17 protein-coding genes, 1 tRNA gene and 2 pseudogenes are annotated in these 18,352 nt (G+C 60.2%); 13 read left to right on the top strand and 7 right to left on the bottom strand.

Going from position 1 to position 18,352, the window contains the following annotated elements:
• Nucleotides 1–304 precede the first annotated feature (304 nt).
• Complete coding sequence (locus AC0IY1_RS15450) at nt 305–796, bottom strand: hypothetical protein (protein ID WP_056218030.1); 492 nt, start codon at nt 794–796, stop codon at nt 305–307.
• 241 nt (nt 797–1,037) lie between these two features.
• On the opposite strand from AC0IY1_RS15450, the gene AC0IY1_RS15445 reads away from it, so the two are divergent.
• Entirely contained in the window at nt 1,038–1,802 is a 765-nt protein-coding gene (locus AC0IY1_RS15445) for an abortive infection family protein (RefSeq protein WP_056218032.1), read from the top strand.
• A gap of 206 nt (nt 1,803–2,008) precedes the next feature.
• Here AC0IY1_RS15445 and AC0IY1_RS15440 read toward each other — a convergent pair.
• Both AC0IY1_RS15440 and AC0IY1_RS15435 read right to left on the bottom strand, forming a co-directional pair.
• Nucleotides 2,009–2,128 (bottom strand) — tRNA-OTHER (locus AC0IY1_RS15440).
• A 285-nt stretch (nt 2,129–2,413) separates the two neighbouring features.
• Nucleotides 2,414–2,953: a hypothetical protein gene (locus tag AC0IY1_RS15435; RefSeq protein WP_244479683.1), complete on the bottom strand. Its 540-nt coding sequence runs from the start codon at nt 2,951–2,953 to the stop codon at nt 2,414–2,416.
• A 405-nt stretch (nt 2,954–3,358) separates the two neighbouring features.
• Here AC0IY1_RS15435 and AC0IY1_RS15430 point away from each other — a divergent pair, with 405 nt between their 5' ends.
• The 3 genes from AC0IY1_RS15430 to AC0IY1_RS15420 all read left to right on the top strand — a co-directional run bounded on the left by AC0IY1_RS15430 (nt 3,359) and on the right by AC0IY1_RS15420 (nt 5,878).
• Complete coding sequence (locus AC0IY1_RS15430; protein ID WP_082504639.1) at nt 3,359–3,598, top strand: DUF2188 domain-containing protein; 240 nt, start codon at nt 3,359–3,361, stop codon at nt 3,596–3,598.
• A gap of 400 nt (nt 3,599–3,998) precedes the next feature.
• Nucleotides 3,999–5,516 (top strand): sensor histidine kinase, encoded by a 1,518-nt coding sequence (locus AC0IY1_RS15425; RefSeq protein WP_056218038.1) that lies wholly within the window; start codon nt 3,999–4,001, stop codon nt 5,514–5,516.
• Nucleotides 5,513–5,878 carry a response regulator gene (locus AC0IY1_RS15420; RefSeq protein ID WP_471770625.1) on the top strand — a complete coding sequence of 122 codons (366 nt, stop codon included), beginning with the start codon at nt 5,513–5,515 and terminating at the stop codon, nt 5,876–5,878. The genes AC0IY1_RS15425 and AC0IY1_RS15420 overlap by 4 nt, the downstream gene beginning before the upstream one ends.
• A gap of 24 nt (nt 5,879–5,902) precedes the next feature.
• Here AC0IY1_RS15420 and AC0IY1_RS15415 read toward each other — a convergent pair whose 3' ends face one another.
• Nucleotides 5,903–6,994 carry an IS630 family transposase gene (locus AC0IY1_RS15415; RefSeq protein ID WP_471770623.1) on the bottom strand — a complete coding sequence of 364 codons (1,092 nt, stop codon included), beginning with the start codon at nt 6,992–6,994 and terminating at the stop codon, nt 5,903–5,905.
• A gap of 181 nt (nt 6,995–7,175) precedes the next feature.
• Between AC0IY1_RS15415 and AC0IY1_RS15410 the strand changes: the two genes are divergently transcribed.
• The 3 genes from AC0IY1_RS15410 to AC0IY1_RS15400 all read left to right on the top strand — a co-directional run bounded on the left by AC0IY1_RS15410 (nt 7,176) and on the right by AC0IY1_RS15400 (nt 9,336).
• Entirely contained in the window at nt 7,176–7,925 is a 750-nt protein-coding gene (locus AC0IY1_RS15410; protein WP_056218041.1) for a Crp/Fnr family transcriptional regulator, read from the top strand.
• 34 nt (nt 7,926–7,959) lie between these two features.
• Nucleotides 7,960–8,616: a sensor histidine kinase gene (locus AC0IY1_RS15405; RefSeq protein WP_162242128.1), complete on the top strand. Its 657-nt coding sequence runs from the start codon at nt 7,960–7,962 to the stop codon at nt 8,614–8,616.
• Between the two features lie 552 nt (nt 8,617–9,168).
• A complete protein-coding gene (locus tag AC0IY1_RS15400) occupies nt 9,169–9,336 on the top strand; it encodes a hypothetical protein (RefSeq protein ID WP_156394212.1) in 168 nt (55 codons plus the stop codon).
• A gap of 225 nt (nt 9,337–9,561) precedes the next feature.
• On the opposite strand, the pseudogene AC0IY1_RS15395 reads toward AC0IY1_RS15400, so the two are convergent.
• A pseudogene (locus tag AC0IY1_RS15395) lies at nt 9,562–11,307 on the bottom strand (chloride channel protein).
• Nucleotides 11,308–11,532: 225 nt separating this feature from the next.
• Between AC0IY1_RS15395 and AC0IY1_RS15390 the strand changes: the two are divergent.
• Nucleotides 11,533–11,970 (top strand): MarR family winged helix-turn-helix transcriptional regulator, encoded by a 438-nt coding sequence (locus AC0IY1_RS15390; RefSeq protein ID WP_471770621.1) that lies wholly within the window; start codon nt 11,533–11,535, stop codon nt 11,968–11,970.
• Between the two features lie 8 nt (nt 11,971–11,978).
• On the opposite strand, the gene AC0IY1_RS15385 is transcribed toward AC0IY1_RS15390, so the two are convergent.
• The gene (locus AC0IY1_RS15385) at nt 11,979–13,106 is read right to left on the bottom strand and encodes an HPP family protein (RefSeq protein ID WP_056495083.1); all 1,128 of its coding nucleotides are present in this window, start codon (nt 13,104–13,106) and stop codon (nt 11,979–11,981) included.
• A 394-nt stretch (nt 13,107–13,500) separates the two neighbouring features.
• On the opposite strand from AC0IY1_RS15385, the gene AC0IY1_RS15380 reads away from it, so the two are divergent.
• Entirely contained in the window at nt 13,501–13,809 is a 309-nt protein-coding gene (locus tag AC0IY1_RS15380) for a hypothetical protein (RefSeq protein WP_471770618.1), read from the top strand.
• A gap of 83 nt (nt 13,810–13,892) precedes the next feature.
• On the opposite strand, the gene AC0IY1_RS15375 is transcribed toward AC0IY1_RS15380, so the two are convergent.
• Nucleotides 13,893–14,360: an Rrf2 family transcriptional regulator gene (locus AC0IY1_RS15375; protein ID WP_082504494.1), complete on the bottom strand. Its 468-nt coding sequence runs from the start codon at nt 14,358–14,360 to the stop codon at nt 13,893–13,895.
• Nucleotides 14,361–14,457: 97 nt separating this feature from the next.
• Here AC0IY1_RS15375 and hmpA point away from each other — a divergent pair, with 97 nt between their 5' ends.
• The 4 genes and pseudogenes from hmpA (at nt 14,458) to AC0IY1_RS15355 (ending at nt 17,831) form a co-directional block, all read left to right on the top strand.
• A complete protein-coding gene (hmpA, locus tag AC0IY1_RS15370; RefSeq protein WP_471770616.1) occupies nt 14,458–15,699 on the top strand; it encodes an NO-inducible flavohemoprotein in 1,242 nt (413 codons plus the stop codon).
• Between the two features lie 49 nt (nt 15,700–15,748).
• Nucleotides 15,749–16,203: pseudogene (locus AC0IY1_RS15365) on the top strand (PAS domain-containing protein).
• A 112-nt stretch (nt 16,204–16,315) separates the two neighbouring features.
• Nucleotides 16,316–16,993, top strand: a complete 678-nt coding sequence (locus AC0IY1_RS15360; protein ID WP_082559330.1) for a 5-formyltetrahydrofolate cyclo-ligase — start codon at nt 16,316–16,318, stop codon at nt 16,991–16,993.
• 145 nt (nt 16,994–17,138) lie between these two features.
• Nucleotides 17,139–17,831 (top strand): GntR family transcriptional regulator, encoded by a 693-nt coding sequence (locus AC0IY1_RS15355; protein WP_082504552.1) that lies wholly within the window; start codon nt 17,139–17,141, stop codon nt 17,829–17,831.
• The last annotated feature ends 521 nt before the right edge of the window (nt 17,832–18,352 follow it).

Genomic DNA, 18,352 nt, shown 5'->3' with positions numbered 1-18,352 from the left:
GCGCCCTTTCCGTCAAGTGGGTTCCCGTAGATGAATCGAGCGATCCACATAGAACCGGGTGACGTGCCCTTGGAGGGGCCGTACCTCGTCGGCGGGGTGGACGTTGGCGCCGACGGCGTGCGGGTCAACCTGTTCCGCCCGCGGGTGATGTTCTCCACGCCGCCCCGGGAGGAACCCCCGTGCGAAGGGTGACCCCGAAGCCGCCCCGGACGGTCCGCATCGCCGCGCCGAGGTTACCGGCCGCGATGCGGGAGCCCCTCGTCTGGGGCCGGGGCGTCCGGTCCTACGAGGACCTGATGCGGGCCTACGCGAACCGGGGCTGCTCGTCGTCCTCGGGATACCCCTCGGGGAGCGTCCCCGGCGGCGGGTCCATCCCGACGGGGGGCCACTCGACACCGAGGTGCGCGTAGAGTTTTTCGGCGGCGTAGGCGGCTGCTGTGTGAGCTGCACGGTATGTTCCCGTGTTCCACCATGTGCCTTCCTTCGACCGCGTGAACTCACGGCCGACGTAGTCCTCACACTCGCGAATGAGGGGGTCCCAAGACCGAAGCCCGAGTGGCTCGACGATACGATGCAGCTCGTTCCAGGCCTCGTCGTCGTAGGCGACAGCATCCGGATGCTGCAACGGCCATGGCTTCTCACCTCCACTTAGGAGATGCTCGCGGGCAGCCGGTAGCAACGGCAGGAGCTCACGCGCCTCTGGTGTGTGGAATCGCGACATCTCCTGGTAGATGCCCGTCAGCAGATCCCATGCTTGTCGCCGGGCCTGGTACCTCTCCATGATGTGCTCCTCCATGTTGAGGCCCGGGGATCACCCGAGCCAATGGAGGGCACCGTGCCCGTGCCGAATTCGAGATTGGCAAAATGGATCTCAGAATGTCGGGGGGTGTGGATTAACCCCCTGGTAAGGGGACGACAGGGTCGTTGAGTGCCCGGCAACCTCCGTCACGGTATCCATCGGCGGTGGAGAGATGGTGAGTGCGCACGTGCACCCCTCGCGGCACGACGATAGCCCGGGCCCAAGACTGGGGGACCCAATGGACGACATACCCGAGACCCGCATCGAGCAGGTCGCGATGATGGAGGGGATCCTCATCTCGCGGGCGACCGGGGGCTCGCCCGACGGACACGCCTACGAGTACCTGCGCCGGGAGGTCCTCGCCGACGGCGAGCTCAAGCCGATGCTTCCTGAGTTCGTCCGGACCTGCCGGGATCTCGGGGCGTTCTGGTCCCACATCAAGCCTCGGCTTGACCGGTACGAGGAGCGGCGGACCTACATCCGAGATGCCTTCGCACCGGTCATGGACCACCTCGAAGGGCGCAACCGGGCTCCTGGGGACGCCGTCGTAGGGGACGCGCTCGCCTCGTTCGACGCCGACGGCGTACATGCAGTCTGGACCAAGGCCCTGGCGCGCCGGACCGCCGATCCCGAGGGCGCCATCACGGTCGCGCGCACGCTGCTGGAGGCGGTATGCAAGCACATCCTCGACGGGCTCGGGATCGCCTATGCCCCGAAGGACGACCTGCCGAAGCTGTACGGCGCCGTCGCCCGCGGGCTGAAGCTCGCCCCGGACCAGCACCGGGAGGAGCCGATCAGGGCCATCCTCGGCGGCGCCATGAACCTGGTGAACGGCCTCGGCACCTTGCGAAACCGGTTCTCGGACGCGCATGCCGACGACCCGCCGACGGAGGAGCGTCCCCGGGTCCGGCCGTCGCCCCGGCACGCGAGCCTCGCGGTCAACGCGGCTGGCGCCATCGCGACGTTCCTCGTCGAGACCTACCAGGAGCGGGGCAAGGACTGATCCGCGGCGTGGCCTGGAACGGGACACGTGACCAGTAGCAGTCTGGCCTGTGGACAAACCGGGGAGCGGCCGCGAGCCGCACCGGGGCGGCTGCCTGGACCGGGACACGGTGGTCGGACCCCCAGGGTGCCGCCCCAGTTCCGCCCCGGCAACGAAAAAGCCCCGGCGTCCTGGCCAGGGCTTTCAAGCTAAGTGCTTGGAATTGTTGGTAGCGAGGGACGGATTTGAACCGCCGACACAAGGATTATGATCTGCGCGCGAGCGTGGCTAAGTCATTGATCGCGCACGCGTCTCTGATGCGCTGCGCTAGCTCTGTGCTACCTGCTGCTCAGGTGCCCCTGCCCTACCCGCTCATCGAGCTAGATCAAGCGCTCACCGGATGCTGGAGCTCTGATCCGAGATCCAGCTCCAGTATTGCCGACTGGTGGTCAAGTTCAGCCAGAACAGCCTGGAGGTGCAGGTCCGGAAGCAACGTGGCCATCTGATCGAAGTGCTTATGGTGTACGCGCAACTTTCGCGCTGGGCAGATCCCACTGCGCTGCGCACGTTGTGTCAGAATCTCTACAAACTCCTGCGCCACAGCTGAGTGGCTCCTATCCATCCGCTGCACCTCAGACCGTGTCTCGTACAGCGTGGTTTCGCGCCTGATCGCTGCCATGCGTGGAGGCCCTCGTCAGCTTAAAAGTCTCTGGTAGCTCTCTGTTATGCGGAGGAGCTCCTGCAAGGCGTCGGTGTGACAGGTGCGTGATCCTTACAAGGACGTTTGAGCCCGCCACCACCTTCCCGAAACGGTCACGCAACGGCGTCGGATGCGGCATGACCGGTACGCGCGTGCCACCGGGTTGTTCGAGCAGCACTTGCAGACCTCGCACTGCACGACCCTGCCGGAAAGCGACCGCTAGCGGCCAGTTCTCACGACGCAGTGCTGTGCCGTCAGTGTCATAGATGCGCCAGGCGCCGCACCAGCGCTCTTCACCAAGGACCGGACGGCGACCCCACAGCTCGGCGGCTGCATCGTTGTAGTAAGTTAGCCAACCATCGGCATCGGTGGTGTAGACAGGAGCTGCAATCTTCTGCAGCAGGTCGGCACGCGTAGGCTCATAGTTCCAGCCGGGATCAGGCGGCGAGAACTCGTACTCGTCGAAGAACATTGGGTGCCTCCATCCGCGACTTCGCTGTCGCATCCGGCTAAGGCTTTCCTTTCACATCAAAGACTGATTGACAAGCGGAACTATGCAGAACCTGTGTGGTGATGCTGTTATTATCAGATGTTATTCATACGCTCGTGCTAGATTGTAGTATGCGATTGCTGATTGCGCGCAACCGTGTTTTGGCGCCTGGATTTTGTATTCTGCCTCGCTTTTTTTGATCTGTAGCGGGTGACGAACATGGGCGTGGATGCATGGGGGCGTGAGGACCACTTGGCAGTGCTGATCAGTGCCACTTTGCGCAGATGGTTCGGACCATGCTGTGATCACTCCGGGGCACGGGATTGCGTCTCTCGGGACTGGAAGAGCAAAGTGCTGCTCAACCTCATACTGAAGCGAGGGTCTGCTATGACACGTGTCACGTACCAGGTCGTCGAGCACGATGGAGGCTGGGCTTATAAGGTTGCGGATGTGTTCTCCGAGACGTTCCCAACCCGTAGTGATGCTCATGTTGCCGCTGAACGTGCAGCTGCTGAGCAGCGCGCGCCCGACAAAGACACGGTGATCAGCTACGAAGATGAGAAGTATCGGTGGCACGATGAGACTGCTCGCGGCAGCGATAGGCCTGAAACAGCTGTAGAGGACTGATCTTGCTGCCTATGATTAGCCGCGGCGGTAATGCTTTTTGTCCGTTCGAGGCGGTGCGACGGTTATTCGAGCTAATCGAGACGAGCGTGCCAGGCGGGGAGGCTCTAGAAAAGCTTAAATACGTCATATAACGCTTGTCCAGCAGGTGTCATTTCGGTAACTTGTTTCGCTTTGTAATTCACAATGTCTTTTTTCGGTAAGTGCTGTCGTTTTTGATGTGACGTGCTTGAGCAAGCGCCATTGGGACTCCGGGCTTGCGAAGCTGCCGGTCCCGTTCGGAATCGGGTGTCGGTCGGTACCCAGCGGGGACATGGAGCCGCGTCGTAGCTTTGTCTCAAGGCCTATATGAAGGCCGTGCAGGTTGGCGTATGATCTAAGCAGCTGCTCTGGAAGAACGCCCATGTTAAGGCAGAGTGTACCAGACCAAGGTGAAGTCGGGCGCCTGATCGCACTTGATCGTTATGCCATCCTCGACACTGACCCTGAGCCAGCCTTCGACGACCTTGCGCACCTCGCCTCACAGATCTGCGAGACCCCTGTTGCGTTGATCAGCCTCGTTGCGGCTGACCGACAGTGGTTCAAGGCAAGCCACGGTTTCGGCTGTCCGCAGACGCCTCTGGAGCAGTCTGTCTGCCGCCATGCTCTCATGCAGACTGGACTCCTCATCATCCCAGATCTGGCTCTCGATCCGAGAACCCGCGACAATCCCCTTGTAGCGGGCGAGCCCCACATACGCTTCTACGCTGGAGCGCCACTTGAGACGCCAGAAGGCGTGGCACTTGGCACACTCTGTGTGATCGACACCCATCCCCGGCCCGACGGCCTCACCGATGCGCAGGCTAACAGCCTCGGGGTGCTTGCGCGCCAAGCCATGGCTCAGATGGAGCTCCGGCGTGTGAGGGCTGAGCGAACAGGAACGGCGCTGCAGCTTAATGAGGAGCGATTTCGGGCTGTGGCTAACCTCGTGCCCGGCTTCCTCTGGAGCGGTGACGCCTCAGGGCGTGCTAGTTGGTTTAGCGAGCGCTGGTATGCCTACACCGGTCAAGCTGAAGCCGATGCCCTTGGCTATGGTTGGCAGGAAGTGATTCACCCTGACGAACGCGAGCGGCCGCTCACGGCCTTCCGATCAGCGATGAAACAGGGGCAGCCGTATAGTTGTGAGTACCGCATCCGCGGCAACGATGGCGCATACCGCTGGTTCCTGGACCGCGCTGAGCCCATTCGTAATGCGGCAGGGCAGATCACGCAGTGTTATGGAGCTGTCACCGACATTCAGGAGCTGCATGAGTCGCAGCAACGGCAAGCCGTAATGGTCGACGAGCTGCAGCACCGCACCCGCAACCTCATCACGGTCGTGCGTGCAATTGCGCAGCAAACGATGGCCCAGACAGGCCCAACCGAGCAGTTTCGTGAGCCGTTCTACGATCGGCTCGCCGCGCTCTCCCGTGTTCAGGGTCTCCTCTCCCGTTCGGATCAAGAGCCAATCACCCTGCAGGTGCTGATCCAGACAGAACTCGACGCCCTCGGAGCCGGCATGCACGGACGTGTAACGCTTGAAGGTCCGTCCGTGAAACTTCGCAAGGCTAGTGTGCAGACGCTTGCATTGGCTCTGCACGAGTTGGCCACCAATGCCCGCAAATACGGGGCTTTGGCCAGCGCACAGGGGGAGCTCTGGGTAGGCTGGGACACTTATAGGGGAGATTGCGGAGAGCCTTGGCTGTCCTTGCTGTGGTTGGAGGAGGGCATAAGCGGGCTCCAGGAGGGCAGCGCGATCCGGAATGGTTATGGGCGTGAGCTGATCGAGAAAGCGCTACCCTATGCTCTCAAAGCTCGAACCAGCTACGTGCTGGGAGAGACGGAGCTGCGTTGCTCCATCGACCTCCCACTCACCGAGGGTGCAAAGGCGCGGCGCCGATGACCTCTGCAGCAAATCCATTGGCTGGTCGTCGTGTGCTGATCGTCGAGGACGACTACTTCATCGCGCAGGACATGCAGCGCTCGTTCGAGGAAGTCGGAGCTGAGGTGCTGGGGCCTGTGCCGAGCATTGAAGAGGCCCTGGAGTTGATTGCGGCCACAACCGATCTCGAGGCAGTGGTGCTCGACATTAACCTACACGATGGGCTGAGCTATCCCGTGGCTGACGCTCTGCAGATCCGTGGTATGCCATTCGTGTTCACCACCGGATACGAGAAGTCCGCGCTTCCGGCCTGCTATGCAGGTGTGCGTCATTTCGAAAAACCAGTCGACGCCGCGCAGATCATCGGCGCGCTCTTTAGCTGACAGGGAGAACAGGTCTGGACCGCGCTAGTGGTCTGAGTTAGAAGTTCTCTGACAGAAGCGTCCGACGCTTGCGAGGATCGCATCAGCGGGTTTGGTCCAGACGAAGGGCTTTGGATCGGCGTTGGTCTGAGCGATGTAGGCGTGGATCGCAGCTTCGAGATCGCTGGTCTGTTGGAAGGCACCACGCTGCAGACGTCGACGGGTGAGCAGGGCAAACCAACCCTCGACGAGATTGAGCCATGATGCGGACGTCGGCGTGAAATGAAGGTGCCAACGCGGACGCTTCACGAGCCAGTCGTGGATCAGCTTGGTTTTGTGGGTGGCCGCGTTGTCGAGCACGAGGTGCACGTCGAGATCGCTTGGGACGGCCGCCTCGATCTGATCGAGGAAGTCGCGGAACTCGACCGAACGGTGCCGGCCTGTGCAGTGGCCGATCACCGTCCCGGCCTGGACGTCGAGGGCGGCGAACAGGTCGGTCGTACCCTGGCGACGATAATCGTGAGTTCGGCGCTCCGGCTGGCCGGGCCGCATCGGCAGCACGGGGGCCGTGCCCGTCAGCGCTTGGATCTGCGGCTTCTCGTCGACGCACAGCACCACGGCACGATGCGGCGGAGCCATGTAGAGGCCGACCACGTCCCGGACCTTGTCGACGAAGGCGGGATCGGTCGAGAGCTTGAAGGTGTCGGTCTTGTGCGGCTGCAGCCCGAAGGCACGCCAGACTCGCGAGACCATGCTCTGGCTCATGCCGACCCGCCGGGCCATGGCGCGGGTCGACCAGTGGGTGGCGTTCTCTGGCTGGCTCTCCAGCGTGAGGGTGACCATCCCTTCGATGGCCGTGTCCGTGACGGCACGTGGCGCACCGGAGCGGGGCAGGTCGACGAGGCCGTCGAGGCGATGAGCGAGGAAACGGGCGCGCCACGTCGTGACGCTCATCCGGCTGACGCCGAGATCACGGGCAACGCCACTGTTGGTCGATCCCGGCTCGGCGCAGGCCAGCACGATCCGCGCGCGCTGAGCCAAGGCTTGGCCGACATTGCGACGGCGGATGAGCCCCGCTAGGCGCGTGCGCTCGTCCTCAGTCAAATGGAGAGGAGCAGGTTTTGGACCACGGGCCATCGGTCACCTCCGTGCGGACATCCCCCACACGTAGGTGCAAGCTCAAAATCTGCAACAGAACTTCTAACTCAGACTACTAGAGTCTTCTGGCCTAACGAGAGCAGCTTCAGGATGTCTCACCGGTAGAAACCCTAAAGTTTTTGGTCGATATCCTCCCTGTCCGCGCTTCGCAAAGGGTCACATGCCTCATCATCTGATCCGCAAGCTTGAGCAGTTCACCAAGCTCTCCGCTAGCGACAAGCAGGCACTGAAGAACGCGGCCAGCGCGCAACGCAGGTTCGGAGCACGAACCGACATCATCAGCGAGGGCGACGCGCCTTTACATATCAACCTTATTTTGGAAGGTTGGGCCTGCCGCTATAAGCAGCTCGATGACGGCCGACGCCAGGTTATTTCGCTCTTTGTGCCGGGCGACTTGTGCGATGAGCACGTTTATTCCTTGCGTGAGATGGACCACTCCGTCGCAGCGCTTTCGCCCGTGAACGTAGCCGAAATTACACGTCCTATGCTCGGTCAAATCATGGAGGAACATCCGCGCATTAGGAAGGCTTTGTGCTGGAACGCGTTGGTTACCGCAGCGATCCAGCGTGAATTGACGGTAAGCTTGGGCCAACGTACCGCAACCGAGCGACTTGGCCATCTGCTGTGCGAGCTGTTTGTGCGCCTGCGCGGTATCGGCTTAACGCAAGGGAACTCCTATGCTTTGCCTCTGACACAAGGGGAGCTCGGCGAGGTTCTCGGGCTCTCAAACGTACATACCAATCGTACGGTGCAGGAACTGCGCAGGACTGGGCTGATCATGCTGAAAGGTAGATATTTGCAGATCCCGGACTTCGCCGCACTGCAGGCCGCCTCGCTGTTCAGCCCGAACTACCTGCACCTTAACTATGAAGGCCGTGACTTCGACGCCGGCGAACCTGAGCTCTCCTAAAATGGGTTTGGCCCAAGAGTACCCTGGAGCTTCGATGACGATGGGATCTGACTTGAGCGTTCAGGCGCAAGCGGCTTTGCTGGCTGAATTGCAGCACCGGGTGCGTGGCACCCTGGCAACAACACGGCTCATTGCCCGGCGATCGGCCGAACTCAGCGAGAACTTGGAGGACTATGCCGCGCATCTTGACGGGCGCTTAGCTGCCCTAGCGCGGGTGCAGAACGTCATCATTCAGAACGCCACGGCCGGGGTTGATTTCGGCCACCTCGTAACCGACGAACTCACAAGTGTTCACGCCTATCAGGACGGGCGCGCGCGCGTTGAAGGTCCAGAAGTACGGCTGCATCTGCGAGCGGCTGAACCACTGGCGTTGGCGCTGCATGAGTTGGCAACGAACGCACTCAAGTTTGGAGCTTTGGCAAGTCCGTCAGGCCGCTTAGCGGTGACATGGCAGATTGAGGAGCAGTTCGGAGGCCTCCAACTTGTGTTCGATTGGGTTGAGAGTGGCGTTGTCCTGCACGATCAAGCCCCATCTCGTCGTGGCTTTGGCACAGTGGTCCTACAGGAGATGTTGTCCCACAATCTGAAGGCACAGGTGAGCTTCACTTTCGCATCGAGCGGTATGAGCTTTCGTATGGTGCTACCGCTGAACGAGCGCGTTCTCCACGACACGGACCCATCCGCAGTCTAGGTGGCTATGAAGAAATGTTGGTGTTGCGGTCATTGTGCTCGCAGCGCGTGATATAGATAGAAGCCGTTCAGTCGCACCGCGTCGCTTGCAGCCTCTGGCCGGAAGCCGGCAGGTGTTGGCTCATGACCCTTGATCGTGCCTCCGAATTCCCAATCCCCGCCATGAAGGAAGGTCGGCACAGGCTGATCCTGAGGCACAGCGCATCGCAGCGCTGATTGCTGCTTACGCCGGAAAACGTTGTAGGCGTGAGGAGCCTGCATAGCGGATGCACTCCAAGTTTTACCTCGCTAAATTTAGAACACAGTAAACGTGTCTCACCTATGCGTCCGCAAGCATGGCTGATTAGGTCTCAACGCTGGATTAAATGTCAGCGCGTTCGCTAAATGGGGCGTGTAGGTACGACTGCGCCGACGGCGGAAAAATTTTTAGGCGATCGTTTTCGCCAGTCAGTCCCATGTGCCGATGTGGTGATCCGCCGATAGAGCAGCGCGTTGGTGGGCTGTCCAGCTTGTATTCGTACGAAGTCCTTTACTGTGCACGATGCGCGCGATCATGTCAGCCACCACATTGGAACATGGCTTGAAAGACTTCCTGGTGCCCAACCAGAAAGGTTGGTGCTGGCGGCAGGCGGGCGCGAAGTACCGGGTCAAAGCCATAGTAGGTAGCCAAGAGCTCGGGTTCTGGTACGCCAATGCAGAGGCGGTGCCTTCCATCGCCTAAGCAGGCAGCCACGAGCATCATGTCCCGTGGACGGCCAAACGCCTCGAACTGGTCCTCGAATGTTGCGCGGATGTCGGTCCAATCAGCATCATCGAAAAGGCGTGTGACCCATAACATCGGGATCTCCAAACAAAGCTAGACTAACTTCTATCTCACCGCATGCCTGCAGACTGGACCAGGTATCGAGCCCGTAACGAGAACTGCAAATAAAGTGGTGGCGAGCACTTAGTTATCAGGCCGCGCTGCGGCTTGCGCACGCTTTCGCGCGTATCGGGTCTTCGCGTGCCGAAGAGTGCGATGGCCGAGGAAGGCCCGGCGCTCCCGCTCGGACTGAACGACCGTGGCACGGACCTGCAGAAGATCCTTGCGGGTGAGCAGGCCCACCAGGGCGCCGCTCGCCGCATCCGTTACCGGAACCCGGCCCTGCGCGGCAGCCATCATGATGTCGAGGGCGCGGGCGACGACATCCTCCGGATGAACGACGGCCAGGGCGGCATCGGAGACCCGCTACCCGAGGCGCTGCCCGGCATGCCCGCCCTCCGCCGTCCAGCGCAGGGCATCGCCGCGGGTGACCAGGCCCACCGGGCGTCCCTGCCCGTCGACGACCGGGTAGGCGTGATGCGGCCCGGTCTCGATCGCCCGCATGGTGTCGGCGATCGACCGCTCCGCATCGAACACATCGACCGTGCGGGTCATGACCGCGCCCACGCGCGTCAGCTCGTAGGGATCGAGCCCGTACTCGCGCGTCACGTGCTGCCCGCGCCGGGCGATCTTCTCCGTCAGGATCGAGCGCTTCAGCAGCAGCACGGTCACCGCGTAGGCCGCGACGGTGGCGGCCAGCAACGGGGCCAGGATGTGAACGTCGCCGGTGAGTTCCACCGCGAAGAGCGCCCCGGTCAGGGGCGCGCGCATGGTGCCGCCCAGCATGGCGGCCATGCCCAGCAATGCCCAAAAGCCGGGTGTACCGGGCAGGGCGAGACCGACGACCCAGCCGAGGGCACCGCCGAGGATGAGCAGGGGTGCCAGCACGCCTCCGGACGTGCCGGACGAGAGGGCCACCAGCCAGATCGCGGCCTTGACGGCCAGGATCGTTAGGACGGCCCGGGCGGCGAGATCGCCGGTCAGGAGATCGCCGATCACGTCGTAGCCGACGCCGAGCGCACGGGGTTCGATCAAGCCGCCCAGCCCGACGAAGAGCCCGCCGATCGCCGGCCACCACATCCAATGGATGGGCAGGCGCTCGAAGGCGTCCTCCAGGACGTAGAGGAGTTTCGTCAGGAGGCCCGACTGCAGTCCGGCGAGAATGCCCAGTCCCGCGCAGGCGATCAGGCCCCACCAGGGCAGGGCCGGATCGGCCGAGAACGGGAACAGCGGCCCGGCTCCGAAGAGCAGCGGGCGCCAGCAGGTGGCCGTGATGGCGGCGGCGGCCACCGGGATGAAGCTGCGCGGGCGCCACTCGAACAGCAGCAGCTCGACGGCCAGGAGCACGGCCGCGATCGGTGTCCCGAAGATCGCGGTCATCCCGGCCGCGGCGCCGGCCACGAGGAGCGTCTTGCGCTCCGCCGCGCTCAGGTGGAAGAACTGTGCGAACAGGGAGCCGATGGCACCGCCCGTCATGATGATCGGCCCTTCCGCACCGAACGGCCCGCCGCTGCCGATCGAGATCGCGGAGGAGATCGGCTTGAGCACGGCGACCTTCGCCGACATGCGGCTCCCGCCGATGAGGATCGCCTCGATGGCTTCCGGGATGCCGTGCCCGCGGATCTTCTCCGAGCCGAAGCGCGCCATCGCCCCGATCACGAGCCCGCCCAGGACGGGCACGAGCACCATCCAGGGGGTCCGCGCCGCGGCGGCCATGGAGACCGGCATCGTGTCGAGGCGGCCGAACCAGGCCAGGTTCGTCACGAGCGTGATCAGCTGGACGAGCAGCCAGGCCGCCAGCGCTCCGCCGGTGCCGACGACGAGCGACATCGCCACCAGGATCAGGACGCGCCGGTCGGTGGTGAAATCGCCGAGGGGCCGCTTCGCGCGAAGCGCAAGTCCTCCGAGCCGTCGCTCCGCACCCCGTCTCTCTTCGAGGCGTATCTCGTCGATTGCGCTCGGCGTGTCCTGCTGCATGTCTATCCTATCCGACGTAGGCGTAGATATATATCGTATGACGATATAGTCCAGACGCCTTCGGCAGAGGGGACCAACATGGAGCAGAAGGCGTCGTTCTCGAAGGGATTGTCGAGCGAGCAGTACGCGGCTATCGCCGCCTTTCGGTATCAGCTGCGGCGCTTCCTCGCGTTCAGCGAGGCGGCCGCGCAGCAGGCAGGGCTTCCGCATCAGCAGCACCAAGCCATGCTCGCCATCGCGGGGCACGTGGGTTCAGAAGCGCCGAGTGTCGGCGTCCTTGCGGATCGATTACTGATCGCGCCCCACACCGCGGCCGAGCTGGTATCTCGGATGGTCGAGGCGTCCTTGCTGACCAAGACACGAAGTGCTCACGACGCGCGTCGCATGGAACTCGCAGTCACTCCACGCGCGGAGTCGATTCTGGCCGAGCTGACGGCGGCGCATCTCGAGGAACTTCGTACGATGGAGCCTGCTTTGGTTCGAGCGCTTGGAAAGCTCGATACCGGGTCCGTTTGAACGACCCGTCAGGATAAAGGTACGAGTGACTTCGTGGACGCAGAACGAGCGAGTGTCGCGAGAAGATCTGTCTGCGTGATGATGCCGAGAACTTTACGATCCGCCGAGGTCAAGACGATCGCGTGGGTGCGTCCATCGCTGAGGGTCGGAACGAGGCTTACAGCGGGAGCGGCAGGATCCGCCGTTCTTGCTGCTGACATGGCTTCCACAATGCTGCCCGTATCCTGGCGAGCCAGTTCACGCAGTCCCAGCGTTCCTTTCAGCTGTCCCCCGGCGTCGACAACCGGGAGCGTTCTGATGTTGTGCGTGAGCAGAAGCTCGCGCGCGTGATCGATGGTTTCATCTAGGCTGATCGTGATTACATCACGTGACATTACATCGCGGCAGGTCAGATCACCTTGCGTTCGAACGAGGGCGTGATGTTCGACTTGGCGCAAGAGCCTGTCGAGATCAGAGCGGTCAATATCCAATGCTTCGTTGAGCTCGGCCAAAGCGGCATCCACGTCGTCCGGCGTAAACCCGACGCGGATCGATGCAGGCAGATCGGCCGTCCCGTGCGTGTTTACTGGAATCGGGACGGCAACGTGCGGATAATTGCGGCGAGAAATCTTGTGAAACAGTACGCCGAGGGCGACCAGGATCAACGAGTTGATGCAGACAGGGAACAAGGGAAACGTGAAGCCGGCCGAAGTGACCGCCGGACCGCCGATGAGAGCCGTTAAGGCAGCGGCGCCGCCGGGCGGGTGAAGTGACCGCGTCACCGACATCGCCGCGATAGCTAGCGAGACCCCCACGCCGATCGCGATGACCGGATCTGCGATGAGGTGGGCGGCGAGCACACCCATGAGCGCTGAGATGGTATTGCCACCGATGACCGGCCAGGGTTGGGCGAGCGGACTGGCGGGCACGGCAAAAACCAGAACCGCTGAGGCACCCATCGGTGCCACGATCAGCGGGATGTGCGGTCCCTCCCCGAAGAACAGGCCGCAGATCAAGCCGGTGAGCGCGATGCCTATCAAAGCTCCTACGCAAGCGATGAGACGCTCGCGAAGCGTGGCGCCCGCAAGGATCGGCCGAAAAATGCGAAGACCGAAGATACGGCCTACCTGTGGAGGAGAGGTGGCGGGATCAGGCATGCGAGAGCTCACTCGGTCTCGAGAAGGATTGAGATCCACCGAACGGAAAGGATACGTCAGCCGCACGTGCCCAAAGTCCGTTGGAGCGAGCGGAGGATTGGTGCTCAAGCGGCGGAGTGCCAGAGGCAGAGGCGGGTCGAACCGAGGATCTTGGCACCCAGAGACCTCTAAGGTAGACGTGGTGTGAACCTTCTAGCGACGAAGCGCTCGGAATGCAACATTGGTATGCAGTATGCCTAATACCAAGGCAGGCCGCGTCAGCCCTAGCGGTGGCAGAAAGCGCGGCTGCTTCTCTCAGTCAGGTTTGCCCTAGCCTTTTCAACATATCAGCGTTGGTGAGAGGTCTTCCTCATCAGGAATGGTCCCTCCGTTATCCATCGACTTCCGAGCCGCTATGATGCTCGTGCTGTTGACGGCGTGTGCGATTTTAGGATTTTTTAGCTTCTTAGATTTGTTTAGGGGCGAGTGGGGAAGTGTTGTCACTAAGGATGCTCGAATCACACTCGGCGTCAGCGCTTATCTGTTCGCAAATACCATAATCTACGAGGAAGGCGGACTTACCGCGGCAACACTCGTCACACTCCTGGGATGGCTTATCAACGATGCTGTGAGACGCGCTCCAAAACTGGCGAAATGGAAGGGGGCAACGTCCATGATAAGCGCGACCCTATTACTAATTTATGCGGGAATTTACATCACCTAGCTGCTGTAACTTTTGCCTTGACGATGCTTTAATCGATTTGAAATTTTAATTACTGCAATAGTGCAATAAGCCTCTCTCGTTATTCACTGTGAACTAATCTGGGGTTCGGGCTGGTGAGGTGACAGCCCAAGAAGCGCTGCAATCTCCGCACCTGAATTGTCACCGATCAGGTCGGCAAGCGTGTAGTGATCCAGCACGGCAAGGAAGGCCGCAAGTGCCTCACCTAATACGCGCCTAAGGCGACAGGGAGCGGTGATCGCGCAAGCTCCACCTGCAAAGCACTCGACCAGTGCAAGATCCTCTTCGGTCTGACGAACCACAGAGCCAACCGTGATTTCCGCGGCCGATTTGCCGAGGCGCAGACCGCCCCCACGACCACGACTCGTTCGCACAAGCCCTGCACGGCCGAGCTGGTGAACAACCTTGGTCAAGTGGCTCTCGGATATGCCGTAGGCGCGTGCAATCTCGGCGATCGAACTTAGCTGCGGTTCGTGCAGCCCGAGATAGATCAACGTACGCAGAGAGTAGTCCGTGTAGCGGGTGAGGCGCATGGGGGCTCCAGTGAGAGATCAAAGATATAAACCGCTTGCACCTTTCAGGCCAGGCAGGGTATAAGGTCTATGTCGGATGAACCTTTGAGAGCTGCGCATGCCAACTCCGCTCACGCCTGCCACCATCACCCTCGTCAAAGCGACCGTTCCGGCACTTGAGGTGCATGGATTGGAGATCACACGGCGCATGTACGAGCGCCTGTTCAAGAATGTGGAGATGCGCGACCTCTTCAACCAGTCGCATCACGGCGAGACCGGATCGCAGCCAAAGGCATTGGCACAGAGTGTCCTGGCGTACGCGCGAAATATCGACAATCTCGGTGCGCTGTCGGGTGCCGTGGAGCGCATTGCTCAAAAGCATGTCGCTCTCACGATCTTACCAGAGCACTATCCCTACGTGGCGGATGCGCTGCTTGCGGCCATCGCCGATATCCTCGGAGATGCAGCAACACCAGAGATCTGTGCAGCTTGGGGCGAGGCTTACTGGTTCCTGGCTGAGATCCTGATCGGTCGTGAGGCTACGATCTACCGTGACCTCGCCACCAAGCCTGGAGGCTGGAACGGCTGGCGCCCCTTCGTGGTGGAGAGCGTTTCGTCTGAAAGCGAGACCATTCGATCGTTCGTGCTCGTGCCAGCCGATGGCGCTCCCATCCTGCATCATCAGCCCGGACAATACTTGGGCTTCAAGCTCAATCTGTCCGATCACGGAGTGCTCAAGCGCAACTACTCCATTTCCTGCGCGCCGAACGATCGCGCCTACCGCATCACGGTGAAGCGCGAGACTCGGCCGAACGAGCCGGCCGGCGTCGTGTCGAACTGGCTGCATGACAACGCCGTCGTCGGCACGGTTCTACACGCTGCACCACCAGCAGGCGATTTCTTCCTCGACCAACAGACCGCGGATCCGGTCGTTCTCGTCAGTGGCGGGGTCGGCCTAACGCCGATGATGAGCATGCTGGAGACGATTGTTGCAACGGCGCCAGAGCGTAGCACTTGGTACGTGCACGGCGCGATGAATGGGCGTGTCCATGCGATGCGAGACCATGCTCGTGGTTTGGCCGGTGAAAACGAGAAGATCCAACTAAGCACCTTCTACATGCAGCCGGACAGCAACGATCGTTTGGGAGAGCACTACGACGAGGCGGGGGTCATCACCCCCGAATGGCTGGTCAGCAAGACCCCTCACCAGACGGCGACTTACTATCTCTGCGGCCCCAAGCCGTTCCTCAGCGCCTTGGTGAACGGGCTTCAAAGAAAAGGTGTGCCGGCCGAGCGTATCCGATTCGAGTTCTTCGGGCCTGCGGATGAGCTAGCTGAGGAGCCGCGTCAGGCGGCCTGAATGGGCGAGCGCGAATGTTGAGTTTGTCCACGCCCAAGGAGAAAGCCGTATGGGTTTCACCCAAACCGTTGCCAACGCTATCATTGCTGCCGCCGCTGATGCTGTGATCGCGTCCGATAGTGAGGGTATCATCAGGGTCTGGAACCCGGGTGCTGAACGGATCTTTGGTTACACGGAGGTCGAAGCTATTGGCCAATCGCTCGACATCATCACGCCCGAGCGGCTCCGCAAGCGTCATTGGGATGGCTACGGGATGGCTACCGAAAAACCATGGCAACGGGCGAGAGCCGCTACGGAGAGGGCGCGCTCCTGTCCGTTCCTGGTATCTGCAAGGATGGCCGGCAAATCTCCCTAGAGTTCACCATTGTTCCACTCAAGGATGGACATGGATCCATGACTGGCATGGTCTCCGTCCTCCGCGACGTTTCGGTGCGCTTTGCTGAGATGAAGGCGCTGCGAGAGCAGCTTGCTAAGGCCTCTGCTGCGGAACCGTTAACCCGATAGCAAAAAGGGGAGTTGCATGGGCGGACATTCCAGTAAGCCGGCAGAACTGCCGTTAGAGCCTACTTCCACGTCGTTGGGTACGTTTAGCGAGTACAGCTCGCCTCCGTGTTTCATGCATGAGCTGGACCAGAGCTTCCTCGGTTTAAACGGGGAGACAAACTTTGCATCGGGAGTGCCACCCGTCCAAAGCGCTACCCCACATTGGCAATTGATCAAGCAGTGGAGGAAAGAGACGCGCGGAGCTCTCATCGACGCCCGCGTCCGCATATCAGCGCAGGATCGCGCAGTCTGGAGCACGCGAATCAATCATAGCCTTGAAGCGGCACTGGTACCGACTTCCGGAAAGCTCATTGGATTTTACTGGCCCTTCAAAGGGGAGTTTGACGCGCGGCCTGTTCTAACGGCACTTCGTGACCGCGGAATTCGCCTTGCCTTACCGGTTGTCGTGGAGAAGGCACAGCCTTTGCAGTTCCGGGAGTGGTGGCCTGGAATTCCAATGAGTCGGGGCGTTTGGAACATTCCTATCCCTGCCGAAGGTGAGACGGTTATCCCGGACGTACTGATTGCCCCACTGGTGGGATTTGATTCATCGGGGTTTCGGCTCGGGTATGGCGGTGGCTTCTATGACCGGACGATTGCGCACTGCCAAGTGAAGCCTTTGATCATCGGTATCGGCTTCGAATTGGGGCGTCTACCAACGATCTACCCACAAGCTCACGATATAGCCATGGACCTCATCGTCACGGAAAATAGTTATTGTGCGCGCGATAGTTCAATTGCATTCTCATAAATATTAATTTGATATTATCACAATAATAAATACTTCCGATGCAATATATTAGCTTATTGGTTGCTGATGGTGAGAAGCTTGTCTGTCGACTTGGATTGTCGTGAAATATGAATCTCTTTGGGGTTGCCTCATTGAAGGATGTCCGATGTCGGGTGAGCGCCAAATAGAACTAGCATCCGTTACTAATCAATTAACCCTTAGAGATCGTGCTTACGAAAGCCTAAGGATCGCGATCGGTGCGATGGATATCTATCACCACAGTGAGGAAGTGCGCCTCGACGAGCGTAGACTTTCTCACGATCTAGGGATAAGCCGGACGCCAGTCCGGGAAGCACTCAACATTCTACAGCAGCAAGGTTTTGTGCGATCAGAAGCGCGGCGCGGCGTCTTCGTGATCAGGAAATCGAAACGCGAAATCATTGATATGGTTTACTCCTGCGCAGCTCTAGAGAGCATGGCAGCTCGGCTTGCATGTGAGAGGGCGACGGATGCCCACATTCAATCGCTGCGAGGATTTCTTGCTCACTCTGTTGCCGAGCACAACTCGGACCTAGCAAGTGAATATTTTGTTTTTAATCTAGAATTTCATCGTAAATTAGTTTTGCTTGCTCAATGTGCTGTAATAAAAAATCTTGCAGATAGTCTGTTCATACACTTGCAGAATATCCGGGATAAATCGTTCGCACAGGATCAATGGCTTTCGAGAGCGATCACAGCGTATGCATCGATCATAAAGTCGATCGAATCTAGAGATGCTGATGCTGCGGATCGCATGATACGTGCTCATGCATTGGCTTCGGTAAATCACATTAATATATGCGGTGGATACCTGAGGTGATTGCAAAGTTGCAGAAATAAATTTTGATATAAATATTATCCAAGATATTTTTGCCTGTACACAATCTATCTACTACCTAACTATCTGAAGGATAGCCGCAAAAAGCGTGCTGACCGATGCCATTATCCTGGAGACGTTCGAAAGAGCCGCGAGTTCGCAGGTCTGATCACCATCGCGGTCTTCCTGTGCACCTTCGTGCTCACCAAGCTCGGTGGCCGAGATCTCTGTATGCAAATGCCGTGATCCTCTGCATGCAAACTCGTCAATGATAGTCGAACCATACAGGTGGAGCGGCGTTTGATTCGAGCGCGCTACGCGCAGCATCTGAACGGCACGTACTCTCCAAAAGTCTGGGCGGCCGAGGAGTATACCCATGCCTACGGAAGCCATGAGAGGTCAACTCGCTCGGAATGCTCTCGACCTCTACCTTGCGCAGCAAACGACTGAGCGGCGCTGGCGTTATCCTATGACAGGAGCAGACGTTGCTGAGTGTGACATCATCGATCTCATGACGGACCTGC

Source organism: Methylobacterium sp. AC690, from assembly GCF_979256535.1.
Note: the sequence above shows the minus strand (reverse complement) of the source record. Positions and strands in the feature narration are given on the sequence as shown.

Bases quoted from the DNA above. Each gene is read 5' to 3' on its own strand.
- AC0IY1_RS15450 (WP_056218030.1), bottom strand. From the start codon at position 796: ATGGAGGAGCACATCATGGAGAGGTACCAGGCCCGGCGACAAGCATGG.
- AC0IY1_RS15445 (WP_056218032.1), top strand. From the start codon at position 1,038: ATGGACGACATACCCGAGACCCGCATCGAGCAGGTCGCGATGATGGAG.
- AC0IY1_RS15435 (WP_244479683.1), bottom strand. From the start codon at position 2,953: ATGTTCTTCGACGAGTACGAGTTCTCGCCGCCTGATCCCGGCTGGAAC.
- AC0IY1_RS15430 (WP_082504639.1), top strand. From the start codon at position 3,359: ATGACACGTGTCACGTACCAGGTCGTCGAGCACGATGGAGGCTGGGCT.
- AC0IY1_RS15425 (WP_056218038.1), top strand. From the start codon at position 3,999: ATGTTAAGGCAGAGTGTACCAGACCAAGGTGAAGTCGGGCGCCTGATC.
- AC0IY1_RS15420 (WP_471770625.1), top strand. From the start codon at position 5,513: ATGACCTCTGCAGCAAATCCATTGGCTGGTCGTCGTGTGCTGATCGTC.
- AC0IY1_RS15415 (WP_471770623.1), bottom strand. From the start codon at position 6,994: ATGGCCCGTGGTCCAAAACCTGCTCCTCTCCATTTGACTGAGGACGAG.
- AC0IY1_RS15410 (WP_056218041.1), top strand. From the start codon at position 7,176: ATGCCTCATCATCTGATCCGCAAGCTTGAGCAGTTCACCAAGCTCTCC.
- AC0IY1_RS15405 (WP_162242128.1), top strand. From the start codon at position 7,960: ATGACGATGGGATCTGACTTGAGCGTTCAGGCGCAAGCGGCTTTGCTG.
- AC0IY1_RS15400 (WP_156394212.1), top strand. From the start codon at position 9,169: ATGTCAGCCACCACATTGGAACATGGCTTGAAAGACTTCCTGGTGCCC.
- AC0IY1_RS15390 (WP_471770621.1), top strand. From the start codon at position 11,533: ATGGAGCAGAAGGCGTCGTTCTCGAAGGGATTGTCGAGCGAGCAGTAC.
- AC0IY1_RS15385 (WP_056495083.1), bottom strand. From the start codon at position 13,106: ATGCCTGATCCCGCCACCTCTCCTCCACAGGTAGGCCGTATCTTCGGT.
- AC0IY1_RS15380 (WP_471770618.1), top strand. From the start codon at position 13,501: ATGATGCTCGTGCTGTTGACGGCGTGTGCGATTTTAGGATTTTTTAGC.
- AC0IY1_RS15375 (WP_082504494.1), bottom strand. From the start codon at position 14,360: ATGCGCCTCACCCGCTACACGGACTACTCTCTGCGTACGTTGATCTAT.
- hmpA (WP_471770616.1), top strand. From the start codon at position 14,458: ATGCCAACTCCGCTCACGCCTGCCACCATCACCCTCGTCAAAGCGACC.
- AC0IY1_RS15360 (WP_082559330.1), top strand. From the start codon at position 16,316: ATGCATGAGCTGGACCAGAGCTTCCTCGGTTTAAACGGGGAGACAAAC.
- AC0IY1_RS15355 (WP_082504552.1), top strand. From the start codon at position 17,139: ATGTCGGGTGAGCGCCAAATAGAACTAGCATCCGTTACTAATCAATTA.